This is a genomic window from Nonomuraea phyllanthi, from assembly GCF_006334985.2.
Classification (GTDB): domain Bacteria; phylum Actinomycetota; class Actinomycetes; order Streptosporangiales; family Streptosporangiaceae; genus Nonomuraea; species Nonomuraea phyllanthi.
Window position 1 is genome coordinate 214,410 of record NZ_VDLX02000013.1, and the last position, 25,265, is coordinate 239,674.

Annotated in this window: 24 protein-coding genes; 12 read left to right on the top strand and 12 right to left on the bottom strand. The window is 70.5% G+C overall.

The features are described from left to right. Window positions 1-37 precede the first annotated feature (37 nt). Genes FH608_RS31980 through FH608_RS32000 form a run of 5 tightly spaced genes read left to right on the top strand, consistent with a single transcriptional unit; the run spans window position 38 to window position 6,909 of the window. On the top strand, window positions 38-2,521 hold the full coding sequence (locus FH608_RS31980) for an ATP-binding protein (protein ID WP_139637147.1): 2,484 nt from the start codon (window positions 38-40) through the stop codon (window positions 2,519-2,521). Beyond that, window positions 2,518-4,779, top strand: coding sequence for a type IV secretion system protein (locus FH608_RS31985; RefSeq protein WP_139637148.1), 2,262 nt, complete (start codon window positions 2,518-2,520; stop codon window positions 4,777-4,779). Before FH608_RS31980 ends, FH608_RS31985 begins: the two co-directional genes overlap by 4 nt. Before the next feature lie 2 nt (window positions 4,780-4,781). Next, complete coding sequence (locus tag FH608_RS31990; protein ID WP_139637149.1) at window positions 4,782-5,417, top strand: hypothetical protein; 636 nt, start codon at window positions 4,782-4,784, stop codon at window positions 5,415-5,417. Beyond that, window positions 5,414-6,508, top strand: a complete 1,095-nt coding sequence (locus FH608_RS31995; RefSeq protein ID WP_139637150.1) for a C40 family peptidase — start codon at window positions 5,414-5,416, stop codon at window positions 6,506-6,508. Before FH608_RS31990 ends, FH608_RS31995 begins: the two co-directional genes overlap by 4 nt. Continuing rightward, window positions 6,505-6,909 (top strand): (deoxy)nucleoside triphosphate pyrophosphohydrolase, encoded by a 405-nt coding sequence (locus FH608_RS32000; RefSeq protein ID WP_139637151.1) that lies wholly within the window; start codon window positions 6,505-6,507, stop codon window positions 6,907-6,909. The genes FH608_RS31995 and FH608_RS32000 overlap by 4 nt, the downstream gene beginning before the upstream one ends. A 165-nt stretch (window positions 6,910-7,074) precedes the next feature. Here the strand turns inward: FH608_RS32000 and FH608_RS32005 are convergent, their stop codons facing one another. Continuing rightward, window positions 7,075-7,383: a hypothetical protein gene (locus tag FH608_RS32005; protein WP_139637152.1), complete on the bottom strand. Its 309-nt coding sequence runs from the start codon at window positions 7,381-7,383 to the stop codon at window positions 7,075-7,077. A 508-nt stretch (window positions 7,384-7,891) separates the two neighbouring features. Between FH608_RS32005 and FH608_RS32015 the strand changes: the two genes are divergently transcribed. Continuing rightward, window positions 7,892-8,179: a hypothetical protein gene (locus tag FH608_RS32015; RefSeq protein WP_139637153.1), complete on the top strand. Its 288-nt coding sequence runs from the start codon at window positions 7,892-7,894 to the stop codon at window positions 8,177-8,179. Window positions 8,180-8,259: 80 nt separating this feature from the next. Continuing rightward, window positions 8,260-9,615, top strand: coding sequence for a hypothetical protein (locus FH608_RS32020; RefSeq protein WP_139637154.1), 1,356 nt, complete (start codon window positions 8,260-8,262; stop codon window positions 9,613-9,615). 59 nt (window positions 9,616-9,674) lie between these two features. Here FH608_RS32020 and FH608_RS32025 read toward each other — a convergent pair whose 3' ends face one another. The 7 genes from FH608_RS32025 to FH608_RS32055 all read right to left on the bottom strand — a co-directional run bounded on the left by FH608_RS32025 (window position 9,675) and on the right by FH608_RS32055 (window position 17,002). Further along, window positions 9,675-10,427 (bottom strand): succinate dehydrogenase/fumarate reductase iron-sulfur subunit, encoded by a 753-nt coding sequence (locus FH608_RS32025; protein ID WP_139637155.1) that lies wholly within the window; start codon window positions 10,425-10,427, stop codon window positions 9,675-9,677. Next, window positions 10,424-12,322, bottom strand: coding sequence for a fumarate reductase/succinate dehydrogenase flavoprotein subunit (locus tag FH608_RS32030; protein WP_139637156.1), 1,899 nt, complete (start codon window positions 12,320-12,322; stop codon window positions 10,424-10,426). The genes FH608_RS32025 and FH608_RS32030 overlap by 4 nt, the downstream gene beginning before the upstream one ends. Window positions 12,323-12,334: 12 nt before the next feature. Beyond that, complete coding sequence (locus FH608_RS32035) at window positions 12,335-13,123, bottom strand: hypothetical protein (RefSeq protein WP_139637157.1); 789 nt, start codon at window positions 13,121-13,123, stop codon at window positions 12,335-12,337. Window positions 13,124-13,309: 186 nt separating this feature from the next. Continuing rightward, window positions 13,310-13,759: a response regulator gene (locus tag FH608_RS32040; protein ID WP_139637158.1), complete on the bottom strand. Its 450-nt coding sequence runs from the start codon at window positions 13,757-13,759 to the stop codon at window positions 13,310-13,312. After that, complete coding sequence (locus tag FH608_RS32045; protein ID WP_139637159.1) at window positions 13,752-14,909, bottom strand: sensor histidine kinase; 1,158 nt, start codon at window positions 14,907-14,909, stop codon at window positions 13,752-13,754. The genes FH608_RS32040 and FH608_RS32045 overlap by 8 nt, the downstream gene beginning before the upstream one ends. Beyond that, on the bottom strand, window positions 14,906-16,039 hold the full coding sequence (locus FH608_RS32050; protein ID WP_139637160.1) for a PP2C family protein-serine/threonine phosphatase: 1,134 nt from the start codon (window positions 16,037-16,039) through the stop codon (window positions 14,906-14,908). Before FH608_RS32050 ends, FH608_RS32045 begins: the two co-directional genes overlap by 4 nt. Window positions 16,040-16,072: 33 nt before the next feature. Continuing rightward, entirely contained in the window at window positions 16,073-17,002 is a 930-nt protein-coding gene (locus FH608_RS32055) for a LysR family transcriptional regulator (RefSeq protein ID WP_139637161.1), read from the bottom strand. Between the two features lie 133 nt (window positions 17,003-17,135). On the opposite strand from FH608_RS32055, the gene FH608_RS32060 reads away from it, so the two are divergent. The 3 genes from FH608_RS32060 to FH608_RS32070 are packed head-to-tail and all read left to right on the top strand — an operon-like array spanning window position 17,136 to window position 20,547. Next, entirely contained in the window at window positions 17,136-17,888 is a 753-nt protein-coding gene (locus FH608_RS32060; RefSeq protein ID WP_226900081.1) for a succinate dehydrogenase cytochrome b subunit, read from the top strand. Beyond that, window positions 17,888-19,810, top strand: coding sequence for a fumarate reductase/succinate dehydrogenase flavoprotein subunit (locus tag FH608_RS32065; protein ID WP_139637163.1), 1,923 nt, complete (start codon window positions 17,888-17,890; stop codon window positions 19,808-19,810). Before FH608_RS32060 ends, FH608_RS32065 begins: the two co-directional genes overlap by 1 nt. After that, entirely contained in the window at window positions 19,807-20,547 is a 741-nt protein-coding gene (locus FH608_RS32070; RefSeq protein ID WP_139637164.1) for a succinate dehydrogenase/fumarate reductase iron-sulfur subunit, read from the top strand. Before FH608_RS32065 ends, FH608_RS32070 begins: the two co-directional genes overlap by 4 nt. Before the next feature lie 42 nt (window positions 20,548-20,589). Here the strand turns inward: FH608_RS32070 and FH608_RS54225 are convergent, their stop codons facing one another. The 3 genes from FH608_RS54225 to FH608_RS32080 are packed head-to-tail and all read right to left on the bottom strand — an operon-like array spanning window position 20,590 to window position 21,630. Beyond that, window positions 20,590-20,763: a helix-turn-helix domain-containing protein gene (locus FH608_RS54225; RefSeq protein ID WP_317135593.1), complete on the bottom strand. Its 174-nt coding sequence runs from the start codon at window positions 20,761-20,763 to the stop codon at window positions 20,590-20,592. A 7-nt stretch (window positions 20,764-20,770) separates the two neighbouring features. After that, window positions 20,771-21,085, bottom strand: a complete 315-nt coding sequence (locus tag FH608_RS54230) for a response regulator (protein ID WP_193318740.1) — start codon at window positions 21,083-21,085, stop codon at window positions 20,771-20,773. Next, window positions 21,082-21,630: a TIGR03086 family metal-binding protein gene (locus FH608_RS32080; RefSeq protein ID WP_193318741.1), complete on the bottom strand. Its 549-nt coding sequence runs from the start codon at window positions 21,628-21,630 to the stop codon at window positions 21,082-21,084. Before FH608_RS32080 ends, FH608_RS54230 begins: the two co-directional genes overlap by 4 nt. Between FH608_RS32080 and FH608_RS32085 the strand changes: the two genes are divergently transcribed. Both FH608_RS32085 and FH608_RS32090 read left to right on the top strand, forming a co-directional pair. Continuing rightward, window positions 21,629-22,456 carry a helix-turn-helix domain-containing protein gene (locus tag FH608_RS32085; RefSeq protein ID WP_193318742.1) on the top strand — a complete coding sequence of 276 codons (828 nt, stop codon included), beginning with the start codon at window positions 21,629-21,631 and terminating at the stop codon, window positions 22,454-22,456. The genes FH608_RS32080 and FH608_RS32085 overlap by 2 nt on opposite strands. A gap of 193 nt (window positions 22,457-22,649) precedes the next feature. Further along, complete coding sequence (locus FH608_RS32090; protein WP_139637167.1) at window positions 22,650-23,804, top strand: RtcB family protein; 1,155 nt, start codon at window positions 22,650-22,652, stop codon at window positions 23,802-23,804. Here the strand turns inward: FH608_RS32090 and FH608_RS32095 are convergent. Continuing rightward, entirely contained in the window at window positions 23,788-25,227 is a 1,440-nt protein-coding gene (locus FH608_RS32095; RefSeq protein ID WP_139637168.1) for a DHA2 family efflux MFS transporter permease subunit, read from the bottom strand. The genes FH608_RS32090 and FH608_RS32095 overlap by 17 nt on opposite strands. Between the last annotated feature and the right edge of the window lie 38 nt (window positions 25,228-25,265).

Here is a 25,265-nt window from a genome sequence, read left to right on the forward strand (position 1 = left end):
GAGCAGGCCTGGCCCGTTCATGCGCCGAGGGGGCGGCATGAGCAGGGCATCACGAGCGCACCAGCGCCTGGCGGTCCGCTATTTCGACGACCGCATCCTGCTCACGGACACCAGCGCATGGGCGTACTTCCGCCTCCCGACGGTCAGCTACGAGTTCGTCACGCCGGAGGAGCGCGAGGCGCTGGCCACCAACATCACGATCGCGCTGGCCGCGATCCGGATGCCCGACGCCGAGGTCCACCTGAGGGTGGCGCACCGCACGTACCCGGCGGCGGAGTGGGCGATGGCGCTCAACGCCACGTCCGACGAGGGGCCGGGCTGGCGCGACTACCTGGAGGAGATGTACCGCCACGTCTGGGCGAAGGACTTCTGGTCCAAGGAGGTCTATCTCGGCGTACGGCTCGGCCCGCGCGGCAAGCAGCTCGGCGCCGGCGTGCTCGCCCAGGTCTTCGGCTTCTACCAGAAGACGGAGAAGGCGCTCGGCATGGAGGACGACCACGTGCCCGACAGCGAGATCGGGCGCTGGACCGAGTCCGCCGAACGCCTCGGCAGAGCGCTGGCATCCAGCTCGCTCTACGCCAGGCACGCCACCTCCGTCGAGGTGGCGTGGTTGTTCCAGCACGCGGCGGCCGGCGCGCTCGGCGACCCGCCGCCGAGCGCGAGCCCGAAGCGGCGCTGGGGCAGGGGCGAGATCGAGTCGCTGGTGGAGGGGGAGATCCACAACGGCAGGTCGCTGCTGCGCATCGTGCAGCCGCAGGGCGACTCGTACGTGGCCTACCTGTCGTTCGCGCGCTTCCCGGACCTGATGCCGTTCCCCGACGGCGAGCCGTGGATGCACTTCGCCGACCAGCTGCCGTTCCCGGTGGAGATCTCCTCGCGGATGCGGCTCATCCCGCCGGTCAAGGCGTCCAAGGACGTCGCGCGCAAGCTGGCGCACGCCCGCGACATGGACCACCACATCCGCGAGGCCGGCGCGGAGGCGCCGCTGGCGCTGGCCGAGCAGATCGACGCGGCCCGCCTGCTGGAGCACGGCATCACCAAGGAGCGCCTGCCCTTCGTGTACGGCTGGCACCGCCTGGTCGTGTCGGCCCCCACCGAGGACATCTGCGTGCAGCGCGTCGAGGCGGTCGTCGAGCACTACCGCGACATGGGCATCGACGTGGTCAACTCGACGGGCGACCAGTTCTCGCTGTTCTGCGAGTCGCTGCCGGGCGAGAAGGTCCGCGTCAACGCCTACGCGCAGCGCCAGCCCCTGCGGACGATCGCGGGCGGCATGGCCACCGCGACGGTCGACCTGGGCGACCGGCTGGACGACGGGGCCGGCGGCGAGGGCTGGCTCGGCCCGTACATCGGGGAGAGCGTCGGCAGGGCCCGCAGCATCGTGCACTTCGACCCGCTGGTGGCGGCCACCCGCAACCGGCCCACCGCCATCGCGATCACCGGCGAGCCGGGCGGCGGCAAGACCACGCTCGCGCTGCTGATGATCTACCAGATGGCGCTCAGGGGCGTGACGGTCGCGGTGATCGACCCGAAGGGCGACGCCGAGTCGCTGGTGCGGCTGCTGGACAAGCGGGGACGCAAGGCCCGCGTCATCCCGCTGGGGTCGGCGGCGCCGGGGCTGCTCGACCCGTTCTCGTTCGGCGACGACATCGCGGCGAAGAAGACCATGGCGACCGAGACGCTGCGGTTGCTGCTCCCGCGCATGTCGGAGGAGCGCGAGTCGGCCATGATCCAGGCGGTGGCGGCGGTCTCCAACCAGCCCGACCCCTCGCTCGGCAAGGTCGTGGACTTCCTGGAGCAGGCCGACGACCCCGCCTCCAAGAACCTGGGCGCCGTGCTGCGCTCCATGTCGGAGATGCGCCTGGCCAGGCTCTGCTTCGACCCCTCGGGCGGCGACCAGGTCGACACCGAGGGGTGGACCACGGTGTTCACGCTGGGCGGGCTCACGCTGCCCGACGTGGCGACAACCAGGGACGACTACTCCTACGAGCAGCGCCTGTCGGTGGCGCTGCTCTACCTGGTCTCCCAGTTCGCGCGCCGGCTGATGAACGGCCTCGACCGGCGCGCCCCCAAGGCGATCTTCCTGGACGAGGCGTGGGCGATCACCTCCACGCCGGAGGGCGCCAAGCTGGTGCCCGAGGTCAGCCGGATGGGCCGCTCCCGCAACACCGCTCTCGTGCTGGTCTCGCAGAACGCCGGAGACCTGCTGAACGAGCAGGTGACCAACTGCCTGTCGTCGGTGTTCGCGTTCAGGTCCACCGAACGGGTGGAGGTGGACCACGTCATGTCGCTGCTCGGGGTGGAGCCGTCGGAGGAGCACAAGGCCGTGCTGCGCTCGCTCGGCAACGGCGAATGCGTATTCCGCGATCTGGATGGCAGGGCGGGACGGATCGGAGTAGACCTGATCTCCGAAGAGTTGCTCCGCTGGCTCGACACGAACCCGACACACGACAAACCCGGCGGCGACGGGCATGATGATCTTCAAGGGGGCGTGGGCAGAGCGCAGGAGGTACGGTCATGAAGATCCGGCTGTCGCGACGGTTCGCGCTGGCCCTCGCGCTGGTCACCGGCATGCTCGTGGTGCCGGTCGTCGTGGGGGGACTCGCTTCCCCCGCCGCCGCGGCCCCGTGCGACCTGTCGGGCCCGCTCAATCCCGAGATGGTCGGCGGCGGCATGGACGGCCTGATCCAGGCCCCGTCCGCGGGCGGGGCGCAGGCGCCGACCACCAACTACGGCGAGTTCGGCATGAGCGGCCAGTTCTGGCACACCCACGACCTGGGCTGCTCCGACTACGTCGCCGTGCTCGGCAACATGTGGGCCAACGGCATCTTCACCGCGGCCAAGGCCATCGACCGGCTGACGATCACCACGTACCAGGCGGCGTCGACCGAAGGACCGCTCCAGGCCATCAAGGACGTCGTCGACGACATCGTCTCCAACCTCGCCGACGCCATGTACTGGCAGTTCCTCCAGCCCATCGTCATCCTGGGGGCGATCTGGCTGGCCTGGTACGGGCTGATCCGCAAGCGGGCCACCACGACCGCCGAGGGCGTGATCTGGATGGTGCTCGCGGTCACCGTGGCGGTGTGGTTCTTCAGCCGGCCCGGCGACTTCACCGGCCTGGGCAAGGTCGTGACCGACAAGACCGGCGAGGTCGTCAACTCCGCGTTCTCCGGCCTGCCCGGCGCCGGCGGCGCGTCCTGCCTGCCCCCGCCCGGCGAGACCGCCCCTGAGGTCAAGCCCGGCGGGTACGGCCAGAGCGGCACGCCGGGCGTCGACCAGAACGCCGACGCGCTGTGGTCGACGCTGGTCTGCAAGCCGTGGCTGGTGGGCCTGTTCGGCACCGCCGACCCGCAGCAGCCGGTCGTGCGCGACTGGGGCCGCAAGGTGCTGGAGATGCAGTCGATCCCGCGTGCCGTGGTGGGCCAGCCTGCCCCCGACGTCGGCGCCAGGCAGTCGGAGTACGCCTCGCTGGCCGACAAGCTCAAGAACGACCCCGTCTACACCATCTTCTCCGGCCGCGACTGGTCCAACCGGCTCGGCGTGGCCGTGGGCGCGCTCATCGCGGCCGTCGTGGCCGGGCTGCTCATCTTCCTGGTGGCGGTCTCGCTGCTGGTGCTGAAGGTGGGCTTCCTGTTGCTCCTGATACTCGGACCGGTGTTCCTGCTGATCGGCGTGCATCCGGGCAGCGGGCGGATCGTCGCCATGCGCTGGGTGGAGATGCTCGTCGGCACGCTGCTCAGGCAGGCCGTGCTCACGCTGGTGCTCAGCGTCCTCGTGTACGGGTACGCGCTGATCATCTCCACGGCCATGCCATGGGGCATGCAGGTGCTGTTCATGGCCCTGCTGACGATCGCGGTGTTCTTCTACCGCCGGCCGTTCCAGCACCTGTTCGCCTCCATGAGCGGCCACACCGTCACCACCCGCATGCTCGGCGAGGCGGCGAGTTCGTCCGTGCTCGAACGCTCGGCCGGGGTCCTGCCGCCGGTCGCCTCGGCCAGGATCGGCCGCTGGGGGCTGCGCAAGGCCGAGCCGCTCATCAGGGCGGCGAGCGCGGCCAACCCGGCGGGAGCGGCGGCGGCGACGGCGGCCGCCACCGGACAGGCGCGGGTGCGCGCCGAGGAGGGCGAGGGCGCTCCCACGGGCGCCAGGGTGCCGGCCACGGCCGCGCCGCTGGAGACCGACCAGCAGGTCGGCAAGGCGGCCGCCAGGGCGCCCCTGGAGCCGCGCAGGGGCACGGCGCCGCCGCTCAACCTGGGCGGCACGCCCACCCGCACCCGCGGCGCCGCGTCGGGCGGCCCCCGCGTGGCCGGCACGCCGAACGGCTCGAGCGGATCCGGCGGCTCCGGCGGGTCGCCGGGCGGCTGGTTCGGCGGGCGGTCCGGCGGCGGCTGGGCGTCGCGTGGCGGCGCGCCGTCGCGCGGCTCGTCCGGCGGGTCGCGCGGCTCCCGGTTCAGCGGCTCGGGCGGGTCCCGGTCGGGCGGCACCCGGGCGCGCGGCGGGTCCGGCGGCGGGCTGTTCGGCGGGTCGGGCGGCTCGAACGGCTCCCTGTTCGGCGGGTCGGGCGGCTCACGCTCCGGCGGGGGCTCCCGGCCGAGCGGCGGCTCGCGGGCGTCCGGCGGCTCGCCGGGCCGGATCTTCGGCTCCGACGAGCCGTCGTCCCGCACCTCCGAGGCCCCGCCGCTCTGGCTGCGCAGCAGCCGCGACGGCAACGGTTCCGGAGGTGACAGCCCCTCCGTGCCGTTCTGGCTCAAACCGAGCAACCCGGACAAGGACTGAGCATGGCGGAGCGAGGTGACAAGCGCGGGGTGGCCTTCGCCGCCCTCGTCGTGGTCATCGCCGCGGTCGGGATCTACCTGACGATGTGGCCCGACTCGGGGGACGACCTGCCCGAGTCCCCGCAGGAGACGGCCGCGGTCGCGAGCGCGAGCGCGCCCCCGGCGTCACGCACGCCGCTGGCGACCGCGAGCGCCGCGCCGTTCGACGTGTACGCCTACCTGCCGATGACCAAGGAGCAGCTCTCCGCGGCGGCGGACGTGGCCGAACGGTTCACCGCGGCCTACGGCACCTTCCGCTACGACGAGGACCCGGCGGCGTACGCGTCGCGCGTCAAGGCGTACACGACACCTGAGCTGGGCAACCAGCTGACCAGGACCATCACGTCGGCGGGCACCGTCGAGCAGAACCGCGACGACCAGATCGTCTCCACCGCCACGGCCGGGCTGAAGGAGATCAGGCAGATCGAGAAGACCTCCATCGTCTTCGTGGTCACGGCGACCAGGCAGGTCGCCGCCAAGAGCGGCGACAGACAGGTCACGGAGGAGTACGCGGTCACCGTGAGCCAGTCCGGGGCCGACTGGCGGATCTTCGACATCCTGCCCGCCTCCGAGGGCCAGGACGGGGACGTGCCGGAGTGAAGCTCTCACCGACCCGGCTCGCCCTGCTGATCGGCGCCGCCGCGCTGCTGCTCCTGGTGGCGGTCATCGTCTCGCCGATGCTGCTGATCTCGCTGCCGTCCTTCCTCAGCGACGGCGGCACCGTCCCCGACTGCGAGGACGGCACGCGGGTGGAGGAGGTGTCCGACTCGGGCACCACCGACATCCCCGGCGAATACCTCGACCTGTACAGGAAGTTCGGCAAGAAGATCGGCGTCCAGTGGAACATCCTGGCCGCCGTCGGCAAGCGCGAGACCGACCACGGACGCTCCGACCTGCCCGGCGTCAAGAGCGGCACCAACTACGCCGGCGCGGCCGGGCCGATGCAGTTCCTGGTCTCCACGTGGGGCGGCAAGGCCAGGATCCCCATGTCGTCCACGTTCACCGGCTACGCCTCCGACGGCGACGGCGACGGCGTGGGCGACATCTACAACCCGGCCGACGCCATCCTGGGCGCCGCGCGGATGCTCAAGCGCAACGGCGCGCCCGAGAACGTACGGCAGGCGCTGTTCGTCTACAACCGGGCCTGGTGGTACGTCGACCAGGTCGTGGAGATCGCCAAGAGGTACGCCAAGTCGGGCGACGTCAAGCTGCCGCCGCAGGCCTCCGAGGAGTGCGACGACCCGATGGTGGAGGCCGCGCCCAACGACGTCGTGGCCAAGATCCTCGAGTACGCGCTGGCGCAGCGCGGCAAGCCGTACCTGTGGGGCGGCACGGGACCGGACGCCTTCGACTGCTCGGGCGTGATCTACGCCGCCTACCGCGCGGCCGGGCTGACGATCCCCCGCACCACGTTCCTGCAGTGGCCGTTCGGGGTGAAGGTTTTAGCCGGCCAGGAGCAGCCGGGGGACCTGGTGTTCTTCAACGCCGGACCGGGCACCTCGCCCGACAGCCCCGGCCACGTGGGGCTGGTCGTGTCGAAGGGCAAGATGCTGGAGGCCCGGTGCACGCGGTGCGGGCCGATCAAGGTCACCAGCTACCAGGCGCGTGACAACCGCGTCGGCTTCACCCGCCCCCTCCAGAACCCCGGCGTTCTCGAACAGCTCAAGAAGCTGGAGAATCCTTCGGTGTGAACGCATTCGACAGGGTCGTGGTCGCCGCTGTGATCGTCGCGCCGGGCGCCCGGGTGCTGGCCGCCCAGCGCTCGGAGCCCGCCGCGCTCGCGGGCGGCTGGGAGTTCCCGGGCGGGAAGGTGGATCCCGGCGAGAGCGAGGCGGCCGCGCTGGTCCGCGAGTGCCGGGAGGAGCTCGGCGTCGAGGTCACGCTGGGTGAGCGGGTGGGCGGTGACTGGCCCCTGTCCGCCGGCTACGTGATGCGCGTCTGGCTGTGCACCCTGGCCGCCGGCGTGCCCGAGGCCCGGGAGCACCTGGACCTGCGGTGGCTGGGGCCTGACGCGTACTACTCCGTGGAGTGGCTGGACGCCGATCTGCCCATCATGAAGACGGTGGAGAATCTACTGCTTTCGAGGGATTAGCTCCCTCCTCTGTGTGACATGATGACTACTATCCGTGATATCTGTCGCAACGGGGGAGTTGGGAGCGATGCGGCGTGGCTGGATCATTGCGGGGGCACTGATCCTGGCGGCCGTGCCCACCGTCCCCATGGCGGCGAACCGGTTGCCGGTGGTTCTGCAGTGGGTTCAGGGGCCGGGCAAGTGGATGAGGACGGGGGACGTCCAGCGGTTCGCCTGGGACGCGACCGTGACCGCGCCGGAGGGGAAGGTGGCGCCGGCCGGGGCGGAGGAGGTGGCGCTGGCGGCGGCCGCGCGGACGCTCGCTCCGGCCGATGACGGGCCTGCGACGTACGACCCGCCGCTGGCGGGCCCGGTCGCGGGGTTCGGCGGCCCGGCCGTACGGGTGTGGCCCAAGGCGAGCGACGGGCTGACGGCTTCGCGGCCGGACGCCACCGCCGGCTCGCCGTCGGTGCGCGCCGCCAGGCCCGAGGGCACTGCGCCCGCCGCCGAACCTGAGACTTCCGGCGCACCCGCCTCCGCGTCGGAGGCGCCCGATGCAGCCGCCTCCGCACCTGCGTCCCGGACGGCGGCTGCACCCCGGACGGCGAGCGCGCCTCGGACGGTGAGCGCGCCTCGGACGGCTGCTGCACCGCGAAGAGCGGTCGCACCCGGCACCGCACGGGCGCCGCGCACGGCGAGCACACGCCGACCTGCACCCCGGGTAGCACCTGCCCCCACGCCCGTGCCCCACATCGCTCCTGCCCCGGAGCCCGCGCCTCAGGTCGCACCTGCGCCCGTTCCGGCGCCCGGGGCGGGCACCGCGAACGATGTCGGTTCGCTGGCGCTGCCGAGTGTCGTCCTGCCCGCCGTCACGCCTGGGTCCGTGTCAGGCGTCCTGCCCGGTGCCACCTCTGGTGCTGTGCCAGGTGCCATGCCCGGGGCCGCGTCAGGGAGCAACCCCGGTGCCGCGCTCGGGACCGTGCCTGGAGGTGTGCCCGGTGGCGTGCCTGGTGCCGCCGGCGGTGCGCTGGCGCAGGGGCTCGGGGGCGCCGGTCAGTTCGCGCTGCCCACCGTTGCCGGGTTGCCGTCGCTCAGCCCGGAGGAAGCGCAGGGCTCGGCGCCGTGGCCGTGGGAGATGGCCGCCGCGCGGAAGCCGGAGCGCCCCGCCGGATGGGTGAGTCCGCTGGACGGGCCGAAGGGCATCGCGGTGGTCGGGGGTGCGATTGCGGCATTGCTGGCGGCCCTGTGGCTGCTTGGCACGGTACAAAGACGCCAAAAACGCAAAACGTAGGTTAATCCCGGCTTTACTGTTACTTTGACCCGACTAGTATTCCCTTGACCAAAGGTTCCGGGACTACGCGGAGGGCACCGGTGGCACGCACCCGAGCGACGGCCGTGTCCGCGATCGTCCTGGCGCTGGGGCTGGCCGGCGCAGGAGCGGCTCCGTTCGTCATGCAGAGCGCGAGCGCCTCCACCTCGGCGTACGACCCGGTGGACCCCTGTGACGCCGGCCAGGTGTGCGAGATCACGCCGGAGACCACCATCACGGTCACCGAGACGGCGGGCCCGGCGGATTCCGACCAGCCGCAGCAGCCCCAGCAGCCGGGCCAGCCCGAGACGACGATCACCAAGACCGTCACCGCGACGCCGACGAAGTCCACCAAGGCCCCGACGCCCACCAAGACCAAGACGACGACCGCAGCGCCGCCACCGCAGACCACGGTCACGCAGAACCCGGAGCCGATCCCCACGCAGTCGGCCACCGTGCCCGAGCCGAGCACGTCGAGCACCGCCGAGCAGTCGGTCGACATGCCGTCGATCGCGCCGGTCGAGACGACCTCCACCCCGCCGCCGAGCCAGACGCAGGCCGCCTCCTCCGAGGAGGTCCCGCTGGAGCTGCGGAACGCGGCGCCGGAGTTCGACCAGAAGTCGCTCGCGCAGCGGCTCAGCATCCCGGCGCTGGTGCTGGTCCTGCTGGCGCTCTTCGCCGTCCTGATCTTCGAGGGGCGGCTGCGCAGGATGGCCCACGCGGCGGCCGTACGGAAGGCGGGGCCGCAGCAGCAGCCACGGCCCGACATGCCCCCGCCGGGCGGCTACCCGGCCGGGCCCGGCTACTACGCCACGGCGGGCTTCCCCGCGCCCGGCTATCCGGGCGGCACGGCGTACGCGCCGATCATCAGCTTCGTCCCGGTGCAGACGTACCCGCCGGGCCACGTGCCGGTCTACGAGGAGCAGCCGCCGTACCCGCCCCAGGACTACGTCCAGGAGCCCCCGCCGCCGGAGCCCGTGGTGCTCCAGCCGGAGGAGTTCGACTCCTACAACCACGAGGACGGCCGCGAGCGGGTGGATCCCGAGCCGGTGGATCCCGAGCCGGCGGAGCAGGAGTCCAAGGAGTTCCGCGACCCGTTCGAGCCGCTGGTGCCGCCGGCGCCGCCGTCGGACATCCCGCCGGGCGGCGCGGAGCCGTACGAGGGAGGCGAGGAGCGCCCGCTCGGCGCGGCCTCGGCGGCGGAGCCCGGCGACTCGGAGCCGTGGCAGGGGCAGTCGCTGTTCGAGCCGCCCGCCTCGCGCAAGCACGACTACGAGCCGGCCCCCTACCTGCCGCCGGAGGCGGACGCGACCGTCGTCCAGCCGCTGCCCCAGGCGCCGGAGGAGCAGTCCGAGGGGCGGGAGCCCACGAAGGAGATGCCGGACGGCAAGCGCAGGCGCTGGGGCCGCAAGAAGTAGATGCCGTAAGCGACAAATGAGGGGGGCCGGTCGAACCGGCCCCCCTCAGCTCTTCGTGCCTACTTGGCGCGCTTGAAGATCTTGTTGCCGAGCCACACCAGCGGGTCGTACTTGCGGTCCACCACGCGCTCCTTCATCGGGATCAGCGCGTTGTCGGTGATCTTGATGTGCTCGGGGCAGACCTCGGTGCAGCACTTGGTGATGTTGCAGTAACCGAGCCCGTGCTGCTCCTGCGCCGCCTCCTGCCGGTCCGCGACGTCGTACGGGTGCATGTCCAGCTCGGCGATCCGCATGAGGAACCGGGGACCCGAGAAGTTGGTCTTGTTCTCCTCGTGGTCGCGGATCACGTGGCAGACGTTGTTGCACATGAAGCACTCGATGCACTTGCGGAACTCCTGGGACCGCTCGACATCGACCTGCTGCATCCGGTACTCGCCCGGCTTGACGTCGGCCGGAGGCGTGAAGGAGGGGATCTCCCTGGCCTTCTGGTAGTTGTACGAGACGTCCGTGACCAGGTCCTTGATGACCGGGAACGTCCGCATGGGCGTGACCGTGATGGTCTCGTCCTCCTCGAAGGTGGACATCCGGGTCATGCAGCCCAGCCGCGGCTTGCCGTTGATCTCCATGCTGCAGGAGCCGCACTTGCCCGCCTTGCAGTTCCAGCGCACCGCGAGGTCGGGCGCCTGCGTGGCCTGGAGCCGGTGGATGATGTCGAGGACGACCTCGCCGTCGTTCACCTCAACGGTGAAGTCCTCGAGCCTGCCCTCGCCACCCTCACCGCGCCAGACCTTGAACTTCGCCTTGTAACTCATTTCGTGATCCCGTCGAACTCGGCCATCTCTTCGTCGGTGAGGTACTTCTTCAGCTCGTCCCTGTCGAACAGGGTGATCAGGTCGTCGCGCATGCTCGACTGGGGCTTCTCCTGGACCTTGATCGTGGTGCCGTCCTCGGTGGAGCAGGCGAGCAGTTTGCGGCGCCATACGGGGTTCATCCCCGGGAAGTCGTCGCGGGTGTGACCGCCGCGGCTCTCCTCGCGCAGCAGTGCGGCGCGCGCCACGCACTCCGAGACGAGCACCATGTTGCGCAGGTCGATCGCGAGGTGCCAGCCGGGGTTGTAGATGCGGGACCCGGCCGCCCCGACGAGCTGGACGCGCTCCTTGATCTTCTCCACGACCTGGAGCGCCTCGGTGATCTCCTCGGACTTGCGGATGATGCCGACCAGGTCGTTCATCGTGCGCTGCAGCTCGTGGTGGACCTCGTACGGGTTCTCGCCGTGCCGGCCCAGCGGCGCCAGCGCCTCCTCGCGCGCGTCCGCCACCATCTCGGACGACACCTTGGGCCTGGCCTCCAGCGCGTCGATGTACGCCGCCGCGCCCGCGCCCGCCCGGCGCCCGAACACCAGCAGGTCGGACAGCGAGTTGCCGCCCAGCCGGTTGGAGCCGTGCATGCCGCCGGAGACCTCGCCCGCGGCGAAGAGCCCCGGGACCGACGCGGCGCCGGTGTCGGCGTCCACCTCGACGCCGCCCATGATGTAGTGGCAGGTCGGGCCCACCTGCATGGGCTCGGCCGTGATGTCGACGTCGGCCAGCTCCTTGAACTGGTGGTGCATCGACGGCAGCCGCTTCTTGATCTCCTCGGCGGGCAGCCGGGTCGAGACGTCGAGGAAGACGCCGCCCTGGGGTGATCCGCGGCCGGCCTTCACCTCGGCGTTGATCGCGCGGGCCACCTCGTCACGCGGCAGCAGCTCCGGCGGGCGCCGGTTGTTGGCCTGGTCGGTGTACCAGCGGTCGCCCTCCTCCTCGGTGGTGGCGTACTGGTCCTTGAACACGTCCGGGATGTAGTCGAACATGAAGCGCTTGCCCTCGGAGTTGCGCAGCACGCCGCCGTCACCGCGGACGGACTCGGTGACGAGGATGCCGCGCACCGACGGCGGCCAGACCATCCCGGTGGGGTGGAACTGGATGAACTCCATGTTGATCAGGTTCGCGCCGGCGAGCAGGGCCAGGGCGTGGCCGTCGCCGGTGTACTCCCACGAGTTGGACGTGACGACGTACGACTTGCCGATGCCGCCGGTGGCCAGCACCACGGCCGGGGCGTCGAAAAGCACGAAATTTCCGGACTCGCGCCAGTAGGCGAACGCGCCCGAGATCCGGTCGCCGTCCTTGAGCAGCCGCGTGACGGTGCACTCGGCGAAGACCTTGATGTAGGCCTCGTAGTCGCCGTGCGTCTCGTAGTCCTCCTGCTGGAGCGCGACAACGCGCTGCTGCAGCGTGCGGATCATCTCCAGCCCGGTACGGTCTCCCACGTGTGCGAGCCGCGGGTACTCGTGGCCGCCGAAGTTCCGCTGACTGATCTTGCCGTCCTTGGTGCGGTCGAAGAGAGCGCCCCAGGCCTCCAGCTCCCAGACGCGGTCGGGCGCCTCCTTGGCGTGCAGCTCGGCCATCCGCCAGTTGTTGAGGAACTTGCCGCCCCGCATGGTGTCACGGAAGTGCACCATCCAGTTGTCATTGGAGTTGACGTTGCCCATCGCGGCGGCCGCGCCGCCCTCGGCCATGACCGTGTGGGCCTTGCCGAACAGCGACTTGCAGACGATCGCCGTCCTCTTGCCCTGCTGGCGGGCCTCGATCGCGGCTCGCAGCCCGGCGCCGCCCGCGCCGATGACGACGACGTCGTATTCGTGACGTTCTGTGTTAACCGAGTTTTCCACTGAAGATGGTCCTTACGCGTACGGGAAGGAGATGATGCCCTTGGCGACCAGGCGGACGTACAGGTCGGCGGCCATGACGGAGAACATCGAGACCCACGCGAGTTGCTGGTGCTTGGCGTTGAGCTTGGACACGAACGTCCAGGCCCGGTAGCGCAGCGGGTGCCGGGAGAAGTGGTTGAGCCGGCCCGCCGTGATGTGCCGGCAGGAGTGGCACGAGACCGTGTAGGCGTTGATCAGCACGGCGTTGATGACCAGGATCCAGGTGCCGAGGCCCTCCGGCTTGTGGATGAGCGCCAGCACGGCGTCGTACGCCAGGACGAGGCCGATCACGATGGCCGCGTAGAAGAAGTACCGGTGGATGTTCTGGAGGATCAGCGGGAAGCGCCGCTCACCGGTGTACTTGCCGTGCGGCTCCTGCACGGCGCACGCCGGCGGTGACAGCCAGAACGAGCGGTAGTAGGACTTGCGGTAGTAGTAGCACGTGAGCCGGAAGCCGCCCGGCAGGCCGAGGATGAGCAGCCCCGGCGACAGGGTGTACCACTCGCCGATCGGCGCCCAGCCGAACAACCGGGCCCCGTCGGGGCACATCGCCTCCACCAGGCAGGGCGAGGCGAACGGCGCTACGTAGGGATCGACGAAAAAGCTGTTGTCGATGATCGCCCACACGCCGTAGACAAGGAACGAGCTGAGCCCGAGGAATGTCAGCAGTGGCACCAGCCACCATCTGTCGGTGCGCAGCGTGCGCACCTTGACCTGCGCTCGCTGCCTTCTGACCGGAGCTTCGGGCGTCGTCTGGGTCATCGCGGACCTCTCCACCTCCCGCGGACCCGTCGCGCATGGGGTCCGTGGTTTCGTTTCGCTGGGCGCGCGGGCGTTACGCTCAGGCGCGCGTTGGTGGGGGATACGTTACGACGACAGCATCGACATTTGTGAGCGGGGTCACTCACAATTTCGTTGACCTGGTGTGATTCCTGTCACGTACGCCCGTCAGGTGCGCTGCCCCTGGGCGGGCAACTTAACCACTGTTACGAAAAAATCATCTATCTGCCTGACAACACGGATAAATTGCTCAAAGTCCACCGGCTTGGATACGTACGCGTTGGCGTGCAACCGGTAGCTGTGCAGGATGTCCTCCTCGGCCTCAGAGGTCGTCAGCACCACCACCGGGATCGTCCGCAACGCGGCGTCCGCCTTCACCTCGGCCAGCACTTCGAGGCCGCCCATCCTCGGCAGATTCAGATCGAGCAGGATGAGGTCCGGGCGTGGCGCGTCGGTGTACGGGGCGTCCCTGCGCAGGAAGGCCATGGCCTGCTCGCCGTCATTGACTACGTTGAGGCGGTTTCGCACCTTGTTGAGGTCGAAAGCCTCCTTCGTGAGAAGGATGTCCCCCTGGTCGTCCTCCACCAGGAGCACCTCGATCGGGCGCCAGTCATTCATCGTCGTCTCCAGCCGCCGGCAACGTCCAGCGGAACGTCGCGCCCTGGCCCTCGCCGCCCGGACCGTCGCCGTCGTCGAGCCAGAGCTGTCCGCCGTGGTACTCGACGATCTTGCGGCACAACGCCAGTCCGATGCCAGTACCGGGGTAGACGTCGCGGGGATGGAGTCGCTGGAAGATGAGGAAGATGCGGTCGGCGTACTTGGGCTCGACCCCGATGCCGTTGTCCGAGCAGCTGAACTCCCACATGTCGCCGGACCTGCGCACCCCGATGTGGACGCGCGGGGGAGCCTCGGAGCGGAACTTGACGGCGTTCTCGATGAGGTTCTGGAACAGCTGCGTGAGCTGGAGCCGGTTGCCCCGGACCATGGGCAGCTCGTCCCTGGTGACGGTGGCCTCGGTGTCCTCGATCGTGGCCGACAGGTTCTCCAGCGCGACGTCGAGGGCCGCGCCCGAGTCCACCGCGCTCCTCTCGCCGGTGACCCGGCCGACCCTGGAGAAGTCGAGCAGGTCGTTGATCAGTAACTGCATGCGCTTGGCGCCGTCGACCGCGTAATGGATGTACTGCCTGGCCCGCTCGTCCAGCTCGGGGCCGTAGCGCTGATCCAGCATCTGCGTGAAGCTGGCCACCTTGCGCAGCGGCTCCTGCAGGTCGTGGCTGGCCACGTACGCGAACTGCTCCAGCTCGCCGTTGGACCTGCGCAGCTCCTCGGCCTGGTCGGTGGCCACCCGCCAGGCCGACACGATGCGGTCGCGCATGGCGTCGACGTGGCTGGACAGCTCGGCCAGCTCCGACGGCCTGTCGACGTGGATGGGGTGGTCGAAGTCGCCGGCCGCGACCTCGCGCACCTGCTCGGTGAGGTCGGCGACGGGCTTCAGCACGGCGTAGCGGATCACGAACCCCAGCGCGGTGCCGAACGCCAGCATCACGACGAACAGCACGATCAGCGCCACGTTGAGCCGGTCGAGCTGCTCGGCCACGGCGGGCGGCTCCCGCAGCGAGCGGGCGTGCGCGCCCATCATCATCGCGATCACGATGCCGGCCAGGAACACCACCCCGGCCACCGAGCTCATGATGATGAACCAGCGGGTCACGGGCAGCTTGCCCAGCCCGGTCGGCTCCTTCGGCGGAGGAAGGGGGTTGATGCTCATCGGCTCCTCCTCCGGACCAGCACCACGGCGAGGTCGTCGGCCAGCGTGCCCGCGCGGGCGATGAGGCGGTCGAGGTCGATGGTGCCGTGCTCGCGTACGAGGTCGAGCAGGCCCTCGACGCCGAGCAGCTCGTCGCGCTCGCCCACGGCCGCCTCGATCAGGCCGTCGGTGTAGAGCATCATCGCCCACTCCTCGCCCAGCTGGACGTCGATCACCGACCACTCCGCGTCCCCGAAGATCCCGAGCGGCGGGCCGGACGGCGTGCCCTCCACCACCTGCACCACGCCGTCGCGCACCAGCACCGGCGGCGGGTGGCCGACCACGCGCATCCCCGCGCTGCCGAGGTCGGGCGCGATCGTGGCCATGCACAGGGTGGTGAAGATCTCGGGTGCCTTGCGCTCGGCCCGCAGCAGGGCGTCGAGCGTGCGCAGCAGCGTGTCGCCCGTCTGGCCGGCCAGCACCAGCGTGCGCCAGGCGATGCGCAGCGCCACGCCGAGCGCGGCCTCGTCGGGGCCGTGCCCGCACACGTCGCCGACCACGACGTGCACCGAGCCGTCGGGGGTCTGCACGGTGTCGAAGAAGTCGCCCGCCAGCGTGCCGCCGCTGCCCGGCAGGTAGCGCGTGACGTGCTCGATCGCCTCGGTGTGCAGCAGCGCGCCGGGCAGCAGGGCGCTCTCCAGCCGGGAGTTCTCCTTGGCGGTGAGCTCCGCCTGCATGAGCCTGAGCTGGGCCACGTCGGCCCGCTTGCGCTCCATCGCGTACCTGATCGACCTGGCCAGCAGGCGCGCGTCGATGTCGCCCTTGACCAGGAAGTCCTGCGCGCCGGCCTGCACCGCCGCCACGCCCACGTGCGAGTCCCTGAGCCCGGTGAGCACCAGCACGGCGGTGTGCGGCGCCAGCGCCAGCACCTCGCGCAGCGCCTCCAGCCCGTGCGCGTCGGGCAGGGAGAGGTCGACCAGCACGCACTGGATCTCGGGCGTCAGCTTGGCCCTGGCCTCCTCCAGGCTGCGCGCCCAGAAGATCCGCGGTGGCGCGTCGGCCTGCTTGAGCAGCTCCTCCACGATGAAGGCGTCGCCGTCGTCGTCCTCGACGAGGAGCAGCGTCAGCGTTTCTGAAAGATTTGCCGTCACAAACGCCTCACGGGAGAGTCGGGCTGTCGATGTTCATTCTGCGATGAGCTCCACCCCTTGCGGAAGCGTGCCCTCGTGGCCGGCTTCGACGACGAACGACAGCAGGGTCTCCCGGAACGCCCGGCCGGCCCTGGTGGGCTCGACGTCCTTGCGGTGCGCCAGGGCGATCGTACGGCTCAGCCCCGGCGGCGCGAGCGGCGTTCCCGACAGCCCCGGGCGCCCGTCGAGCACCATCGAGGGCACCACGGCCACGCCCAGGCCCGCCTCCACGAAGCGCAGCACGGCGTCCATCTCGCCGCCCTGCACCGCGAAGGTCGGCTCGAACCCGGCCTGCCGGCAGGCCGCCAGCGTGGCCTCGCGCAGGTCGTAGCCGCGCCGGAACATCACCATCTGGCGCCCGCGCAGGGCCTCGATCTCCAGGTACGCCCCCTTCGGCCGCTCGTGGGAGGGGGAGACGACCACGAGGTTCTCCCGCAGGATCTCCTCGGTCACCAGCGAGGGGTCGTCGCTCTGCAGCGGCATGATGATCAGCGACAGATCGAGCTGGCCCCTGGCCAGCGCCCTGACCAGGTCGCGCGAGCCGCCCTCCTCCACCATCAGCTCGATGCCGGGATAGCTGCGGTGGAAGCGGGCCAGCGCGTCGGCCAGCAGCCCCGCGCAGAGCGAGGGCGTGGCCCCGAGCCGCACCCGGCCCCTGCGCAGCCCGGCGATCTCGGCGACCTCCTGCCTGGCGGTGTCGGCGTCGGCGAGGATCCTGCGGGCGAGCGGCAGCAGCGCCTCGCCGGCCGCCGTCAGCGTGACGTTGCCCCGGGCGCGGAAGAACAGCGGGGCGCCCATGTCGGTCTCCAGGGCCTTGATCTGCTTGCTGAGCGACGGCTGCGCGACCCTCATGCGCTCGGCCGCCTGGGTGAAGTGCCTGGCCTCGGCGACGGCGACGAAGTACGCGAGCTGCTGCAACTGCATGTGATTTTCCTCGCACCACGTCCGTGTCGTCAGCGTAGGGGACCGTCTGATTCAAGCATCATAGCCGCAGGCTATCGAAACCAGACCTGTCATGACTTGGACGGATCATCGCTGGATACCTAGCGTTTGGAGCGTGACTGCCACGATAGAGCGCGGTGCCGCCACCGCGCCTGTTTCCGCCCCCAAGAAGGCCCAGAGGAGCCGGAGGCCCGGCGGGTTCCTCCGCTCGTCCAACGGCAAGAAGGTCGTGATGGCCGTCACGGGGGCCATCATGGTCCTCTTCCTGCTGCTCCACATGCTGGGCAACCTCAAGATCTTCCTCGGCCGCGACTCCTTCAACGAGTACGCCCACGCGCTGCGCACGCTCCTCGAGCCCCTCGCGCCGTACCGGACGGTGCTGACGCTGGTGGAGATCGTGCTCGTCGCCTCGGTCGTCCTGCACATGTGGGCCGCGATCTCGCTGTCGCGCCGCGCCCACCACGCCCGGCCGGTCAAGTACGTCGCCAAGAAGAAGTCGCAGGCCAACGGCTACGCCACGCACATCATGCGGTTCGGCGGCATCACGATCGCGCTCTACGTCGTCTGGCACCTGCTCGACCTGACCTTCGGCGTCGTGAACCCGGCGGGGTTCGACTCCGCCCCCGCGGAGCGGATGATCGCCGGCTTCGACCCGTCCCGGTGGTGGGTGACCCTGATCTACCTGGTGGCCGTCGTCATGGTCGGCCTGCATCTGCGGCACGGCCTCTGGAGCGCCTTCCAGACGCTCGGCTGGGCCAACCGGACGCGTAACAAGGCCCTCCGGCTGACGGCGGGACTGGTGTCCGCCGTCCTCGTCCTGGGCTTCCTCGCGCCGCCGCTCGCCGTCACGTTCGGAGTTGTGAAGTAATGAAGTACACCGAAGGCTCGGAGATCCAGGACACCAAGGCTCCGTCCGGGCCCATCGAAGAGCGGTGGGAGAAGCGGAAGTTCAGCGCGAAGCTGGTCAACCCCGCCAACAAGCGCAAGCTCAACGTGATCGTGGTCGGCACCGGCCTGGCGGGCGGCTCGGCCGCGGCGACGCTGGGCGAGCTGGGCTACAACGTCAAGTCGTTCTGCTACCAGGACACGCCGCGCCGCGCGCACTCCATCGCCGCTCAGGGCGGGATCAACGCCGCGAAGAACTACCGCGGCGACGGCGACAGCATCTACCGCCTGTTCTACGACACGGTGAAGGGCGGCGACTTCCGCTCCCGCGAGTCGAACGTCTACCGCCTGGCCCAGGTGTCGGTGAACATCATCGACCAGGCCGTGGCGCAGGGCGTGCCCTTCGCCCGCGAGTACGGCGGCCTGCTCGACACCCGCTCGTTCGGCGGCGCCCAGGTCTCCCGTACGTTCTACGCCCGCGGCCAGACGGGCCAGCAGCTGCTGCTGGGCGCGTACCAGGCGCTGGAGCGGCAGATCGCGGCCGGGACCGTCACCATGCACACCCGGCACGAGATGCTCGATCTGATCATCTCCGACGGGCGGGCGCGCGGCGTCATCGTGCGCGACATGGTGACCGGCGAGATCGAGCGGCACATCGCCGACGCCGTGGTGCTGGCCACCGGCGGCTACGGGAACGTGTTCTTCCTGTCCACGAACGCCAAGGGCTGCAACACGACGGCGATCTGGCGGGCGCACGAACGCGGCGCGTACTTCGCCAACCCCTGCTACACGCAGATCCACCCGACCTGCATCCCGGTCTCCGGCGAGTACCAGTCGAAGCTGACGCTGATGTCGGAGTCGCTGCGGAACGACGGCCGCGTGTGGGTGCCGCTGCGCAAGAACGACACCCGCGCCCCGGGCGACATCCCGGACGAGGAACGCGACTACTACCTGGAGCGGATCTATCCCGCTTTCGGGAACCTCGTCCCCCGGGACATCGCCTCGCGCGCCGCCAAGAACGTCTGCGACGAGGGCCGCGGCGTCGGCCCCGGCGGGCTCGGGGTCTACCTCGACTTCCGGGACGCCATCAACCGCCTCGGCCGCGACGCCGTGGAGAAGAAGTACGGCAACCTCTTCGAGATGTACGAGCGCATCACGGGGGAGAACCCGTACGAGGTGCCGATGCGCATCTACCCGGCCGTCCACTACACGATGGGCGGGCTCTGGGTCGATTACGACCTGCAGTCGACGATCCCCGGGCTGTTCGTCATCGGCGAGGCCAACTTCTCCGACCACGGCGCCAACCGGCTCGGCGCGTCGGCCCTGATGCAGGGCCTGGCCGACGGATATTTCGTGCTTCCGACCACCATCGGCGACTACCTGGCCGCCGGGCCGTTCGGCGACGTGGACGAGGAGGCCGTGGCGGAGGCCGAGATCAAGGTCCGTACGAAGATCGACCGGCTGCTGTCGGTGAACGGCCACCGTACCCCCGACTCCTTCCACCGCGAGCTCGGCAAGCTCATGTGGGACTACTGCGGCATGGAGCGCACCGAGGAGTCGCTGCGCAAGGCGCTGGAGCGCATCCCCGAGCTGCGCGAGGAGTTCTGGCGCGACGTCAAGGTCACCGGGACCGCCGAGGAGCTCAACCAGGTGCTGGAGCGGGCCGGGCGCGTCGCCGACTTCTTCGACCTGGCCGAGCTCATGTGCCTCGACGCCCTCATCCGCACGGAGTCGTGCGGCGGCCACTTCCGCGCCGAGTCCCAGGACGCCGACGGCGAGGCGCTGCGCGACGACGAGAACTTCGCGCACGTGTCCGCCTGGGAGCGCGGCCCCGACGGGCCGGTGCTGCACAAGGAACCGCTCGAGTACGAGTACGTCAAGATGACCCAGCGGAGCTACAAGTGAATCTGACCTTGAAGGTCTGGCGTCAGAGCGGTCCTTCGGACGCGGGACGCATGGTGACGTACCGCGTGGAGGACGTCTCCCCGGACATGTCGTTCCTGGAGATGCTGGACGTCCTGAACGAGCGCCTCATCCTGGAGGGCGACGACCCGATCGCCTTCGACCACGACTGCCGCGAGGGCATCTGCGGCATGTGCGGCATGGTCATCAACGGCGTCGCGCACGGCGAGCAGCGCGCCACCACGACGTGCCAGCTGCACATGCGCCACTTCGAGGACGGCGCCGAGATCACCATCGAGCCGTGGCGCGCGGCCCCCTTCCCGGTCGTCAAGGACCTGGTCGTGGACCGCAGCGCGTTCGACCGCATCATCCAGGCGGGCGGCTTCGTCTCCGTCCCGGCCGGCTCGGCGCCGGACGCCCACAGCATCCCGGTGCGCAAGGAGAACGCGGACGCGGCCTTCGACGCGGCCACCTGCATCGGCTGCGGCGCCTGCGTGGCGGCCTGCCCCAACGGCTCCGCCTCGCTCTTCACCGCCGCCAAGATCACCCACCTGAGCCTCCTACCTCAGGGCCAGCCCGAACGCCTCACGCGCGCCAAGGCCATGGTGGACCAGATGGACGCGGAGGGGTTCGGCGGCTGCACGAACACGGGTGAATGCACGGCGGTGTGCCCGAAGGGCATCCCGCTGGACGCGATCGCCCAGATGAACTCCGACTACCTCAAGGCCAACGCCAAGTAGGGGCCAGGTGGGTAGGCGGGCCGGGGCCCGGTCGTGGTCGCGTCAGCCGCGGGGTGCCAGGCCGTTCCTGAAGGCGTAGGTGACGGCCTGGGCACGGTCGCGTACGCCGATCTTGGCGAACAGGCTGTCGATGTGGCTCTTCACGGTGGCCTCCGAGATGAACAGGCGGGCCGCGATCTCGGCATTGGAGCAGCCATCGGCGATCAGCTCCAGCACCCCGCCCTCACGCTGGGTCAGCCCGTCGGGGAGGGCGTGGGCCGGGCCGAGCGGCGCGGATGCGCCTGGTCGCCTGCACCCTGTCGAGAAGCGGCATCCGCAGGTCCATCAGCACCACGTCGGGCGACAGCTCGGCAGCCGTGCGGACCGCCCGCAGGCCGTCGCCGGCCGTGCCGACGACCTGGACACCGGGTACGAGCTCGAGCAGCAGCACCAGCCGGCCGTCTCCCTCGCCGCCCCGATCTTCATGTACGGCGACTACCGCGTACGTGGCGGTCATCGTGCTGATCGCCCGGTTCGTCACGCTCAGCCGCGACGTCACCCGAGAGGTGTCCAGGCCGGATCCCGGCCGATGACCCCGAGCAGGCGGTCGAACTGCGGGGCGTCGTCCGGCACCGCCACCGGCGGCCCGAAGGCGCCGCGCTGCCGGCCCGTCTCCACCATCTGGTTCGTGAAGTTCACCGCCTCCAGGACGGCCTCAGGGTCCGGTTCGTACTCCTGACCCGTGGCCCTGGCCAGATCCCAGCCGTGGACGACCATGTCGACGAGGTACATCCGGGCCATCACGGTCATCGGCAGGCCCATGCCCTCGCTGGTGCCCTCCCACGCCTCGGGCCGGGACCAGGCGGCCAGCGTGCGTTCCGCGCGCTCCGGGAAGTCGCCCGCGTACGGCCCCTGCTCGGTCCTCGGCCCGCCGCGCGCGATCGACTCGAACATCTCCGCCACCCACTCCAGGTGGCTGATCAGGTCCTTGACGTCGAACTTCGCGCAGGGCGTCGGGGACCCGAGTTGCTCCTGCCGCACCGCGCGCACGACTCCCGCGGTCTGTTCGGTGGCGCGCGCCATCAACGGCATCATGTCTTCCATGGCAGCCATCGTGTCCCGTTCGCCCAAGTCGCGGCTTGTAGAAACGCGACATCGCGGCTGGGTCGACCCGTACGCGGGGCTCAGCGCGTTCGACTACCTGCCGCAGGAACCCCGGCCCGAGCTCTCGGCGTACGTGGAGCGCTTCTGGGTGGTCACGTGGACCGACCTCGCCGAGCCGTACGAGCAGCGCATCGTCTCCCACCCCAGCGTGAACATGACGATCACCCGGGACTTCCGCCGGATCGCGGGAGTGATCAGGGGCGGGTTCTCCTACACGATGCGGGACAGCGGCCGCGTGATCGGCACGCGCTTCCGCCCCGGCGGCTTCCGGCCCTTCCTCGGCGGTCCGGTCTCCCAGCTGACCGGCCGTTTCGTGGAGATCGGCGAGATGTTCGGTGCGGCGGGCGCGGCCCTGGCCGAGGAGGTTCTGGCAGAGCCGGATGCCCGGTCCGCCATCGCGATCATCGAGGCGTTCCTGCTGGGCTTGGAGCCGCGTCAGGACCCGCAGGCGGAGGAGGCCGCAGCGCTGGTGGCGTTGGCGGAGGGCGACGTGTCCGTCACCAGGGTCGACGAACTGGCCGCCCTGTCGGGGCGGTCGGTGCGCTCGCTGCAGCGCCTGTTCCGGGACCATGTCGGGATCGGCCCCAAGTGGGTGATCCGCCGCTTCCGGCTGCACGAGGCGGCGGAGCGGGTCTACCAGGGCCTCGACCTGGCCACGCTGGCCGCCGAGCTCGGCTACACCGACCAGGCGCACCTGACCCGCGACTTCACCGCGGCCGTCGGCATGCCACCCGCGGCGTACGCCCGGCTCAGAAGCCAGACCTGATCCTCGGAGGCGCCTGCGAGGATGATCTCGCCCGGAGGCGGCGCGAGGGCGTGCCGGCGTGGAGCTCGTCGGCCTGACCCGCATGGACGCCGGGGAGCGACGCACGCCGTGACAGGGGGCTTCGATAAAATGGGTGGGATTTCCTTACCTGGTCACGCCACACTGATCAAGAACCAGTGAGGAGATTCATCCCATGCCGCACCAGCCCGCACCCAACCTGCTGTCGTGGGCCAGCGAGATCGACGAACGCGCGATCATGCAGGCCGCCCGCACCGCGCGTCTGCCGTTCGTGTCCGGACACGTCGCTCTCATGCCCGACGCGCACGTCGGCATCGGTGCGACGGTCGGCTCCGTGATCCCCACCGAGAACGCGATCATTCCCGCCGCCGTCGGCGTGGACATCGGTTGCGGCATGGTCGCCACCGAGACCTCGCTCACAGCCGCCGACCTGCCCGGCACGCTCGCGGCCCTGATGCCGATGGTGGAGCAGCGCATCCCCGCCGGCGTCGGCAAGGGGCACGAGGACCCGTCGGTCGACCGCGCGCTCAGCGACCTGGGGCTCCCGCACACCGACCTGACGCCCAAGCAGGCCAAGAAGGTCGCCGACCAGTTCGGCACGCTCGGGTCGGGCAACCACTTCGTCGAGGTCTGCCTGGACGAGCGCGACCGCGTCTGGACGGTGCTCCACTCGGGGTCGCGCGGCATCGGCAACCAGCTCGCCCAGCTGCACATCACGGGCGCGAAGAAGCTGATGCGGAAGCAGGCCGTCGGCCTGGAGGACCCCGACCTCGCCTACCTCGTGCAGAGCACGCCGGAGTTCACCGCGTACATCGAGGACATGCTGTGGGCCCAGCACTACGCGATGGCCTCGCGGGCGCGGATGGACCGGGTCCTGATCAGCGCCCTGTTCAAGGTCGTCGGCAAGGGGCAGCGGGTCCGTACGATCAATTGTCACCACAATTTCACCCAGCAGGAGACTCACTACGGCAGGTCCCTGTGGATCACCCGGAAGGGCGCCATCAAGGCCGACACCGGCGACGAGGGCGTGATCCCGGGCTCCATGGGCACCCGCTCCTACATCGTGCGCGGCCGCGGCAACCCCGAGTCGTACAACTCCTGCGCGCACGGCGCGGGGCGGCGCATGTCGCGGACCAAGGCGAAGAAGGAGCTGTCGGTGGCCTCGCTGACCCAGGCGATGAGCGGCCGCACCTGGAACGCGAACCGGGCCGCCGCGCTGGTGGACGAGCACCCCGAGGCGTACAAGCCGATCGACCAGGTGATGGCGGACCAGGAGGATCTGGTGGAGGTCCAGCACACGCTGCGCCAGATCTTCAACTACAAGGGCTGACCGCCGCACCGGTGTCCTCGGGTTCGCGCTCTTGCTCCGGTACGGCCCCCGTACGTGGCCGGCCGGGCAGGAGCGGGACGGCGGCCAGGACGATCACGGTCGCGGCCACGACCAGCCAGAAGAGGCCGTGAAAGCCGCTGATGAGATCTCCGGCGGTCTGGAGCACGAGGGTGACGACGGCGACGCCGAGGGCGGCTCCGAGCTGGTTGAGCATGTAGAGCACGGAGCTGCCCTGCGCCACCTGTGACGGCGGCAGCGCGCGGTAGAGGGAGCCCATGGTGGGCGCGCTGAAGCAGCCGCTGCCCAGCCCGATCGCGAACGCGGCCAGCGCGGGCCAGACCTCCGGCGTGCCGGCGCCGATCCAGGTGAAGGACAGCGCGCTGAGCGCGGCCACGAGGGCGCCGCCGGTGGCCAGTCCGCGGGCGCCGACGCGGTCGGACAGCCGTCCGGCCAGCGGCATGGCGACTGCGCCGCCCAGCCCGACCGGCGCCATCAGCAGCCCGGCGGCGAGCACGCCGTGGCCGTGGGCCTGCTGGTAGTACAGAGGCAGGGCGAAGAGGACGGCGAAGAGCGCCAGCCCGCCGAGGCCCATGATCGTGACGCTCGCGCTGAAGCCGCGGCTGGTGAACAGCCGCAGGTCGATCAGGGGCGGACCGCTCCGGCGCCCGCGCAGGGCGTAGGCGACCAGCAGCAGCATGCCCGCGCCCAGGGGGAGCAGGGCCTGCCAGGTGGCCGGCGTGCCCTGCTCGGCCGTCTGTGACAGCGCCAGCACGACGGCCGCGAATCCCGGCCCGAGCAGCGCCAGCCCGGTCACGTCCAGGCGCGTGGAGGCCGATCCGGTCTCGGGGTCGGCGGGGATCGCCCGCAGGGCCAGGAGCAGCGCCACGAGGCCGAACGGCACGCTGAGCAGGAACATCCACCGCCACGACAGCCCGGAGAGTACGGCGCCGCCCGCGATCGGCCCGAGGACGGGCCCCAGTGACAGGACCACGCCCATCAGCCCCATCACCCGCCCGGCCCGGCGCGGCCCGGCGGCGCGGGCCAGCAGGATGAGTACGAGGGGGTCGAGCAGCCCGGCGCCGAAGCCCTGCGCCACGCGGAAGGCGATCAGCGCGCCCACGTTCCAGGCCAGGCCGGCGCCGAGCGATCCGGCGATGAAGATCGCCAGACCGGCCAGCCACAGGCGCCTGCCGCCGAACCGGTCGACGGCCCAGGTGGTGAACGGGATGGTGGCGGTCACGGCCAGCAGGAACCCGGTGGACGTCCACCCGATCGTGCTGAGCGAGGTTCCGAAGGCTTCGGCCAGGGTGTCGATGGCGACGGCGGCCATCGTGCTGTTGAGGATGCCCAGCAGCCCGCCGAGCAGGATCACCCCGATGACGCCGAGCAGCGTCGGGGTGAGGCGGTCATCACTTGAACTCATGGGTTCAAAATAGCGATCCCATGAGTTTGAATACAACT

Bases quoted from the DNA above. Each gene is read 5' to 3' on its own strand.
- FH608_RS32090 (WP_139637167.1), top strand. From the start codon at position 22,650: ATGCCGCACCAGCCCGCACCCAACCTGCTGTCGTGGGCCAGCGAGATC.
- FH608_RS32045 (WP_139637159.1), bottom strand. From the start codon at position 14,909: ATGAGCATCAACCCCCTTCCTCCGCCGAAGGAGCCGACCGGGCTGGGC.
- FH608_RS32040 (WP_139637158.1), bottom strand. From the start codon at position 13,759: ATGAATGACTGGCGCCCGATCGAGGTGCTCCTGGTGGAGGACGACCAG.
- FH608_RS31990 (WP_139637149.1), top strand. From the start codon at position 4,782: ATGGCGGAGCGAGGTGACAAGCGCGGGGTGGCCTTCGCCGCCCTCGTC.
- FH608_RS32085 (WP_193318742.1), top strand. From the start codon at position 21,629: ATGGCAGCCATCGTGTCCCGTTCGCCCAAGTCGCGGCTTGTAGAAACG.
- FH608_RS32025 (WP_139637155.1), bottom strand. From the start codon at position 10,427: ATGAGTTACAAGGCGAAGTTCAAGGTCTGGCGCGGTGAGGGTGGCGAG.
- FH608_RS32055 (WP_139637161.1), bottom strand. From the start codon at position 17,002: ATGCAGTTGCAGCAGCTCGCGTACTTCGTCGCCGTCGCCGAGGCCAGG.
- FH608_RS32065 (WP_139637163.1), top strand. From the start codon at position 17,888: ATGAAGTACACCGAAGGCTCGGAGATCCAGGACACCAAGGCTCCGTCC.
- FH608_RS32080 (WP_193318741.1), bottom strand. From the start codon at position 21,630: ATGGAAGACATGATGCCGTTGATGGCGCGCGCCACCGAACAGACCGCG.
- FH608_RS32035 (WP_139637157.1), bottom strand. From the start codon at position 13,123: ATGACCCAGACGACGCCCGAAGCTCCGGTCAGAAGGCAGCGAGCGCAG.
- FH608_RS32095 (WP_139637168.1), bottom strand. From the start codon at position 25,227: ATGAGTTCAAGTGATGACCGCCTCACCCCGACGCTGCTCGGCGTCATC.
- FH608_RS31985 (WP_139637148.1), top strand. From the start codon at position 2,518: ATGAAGATCCGGCTGTCGCGACGGTTCGCGCTGGCCCTCGCGCTGGTC.
- FH608_RS31980 (WP_139637147.1), top strand. From the start codon at position 38: ATGAGCAGGGCATCACGAGCGCACCAGCGCCTGGCGGTCCGCTATTTC.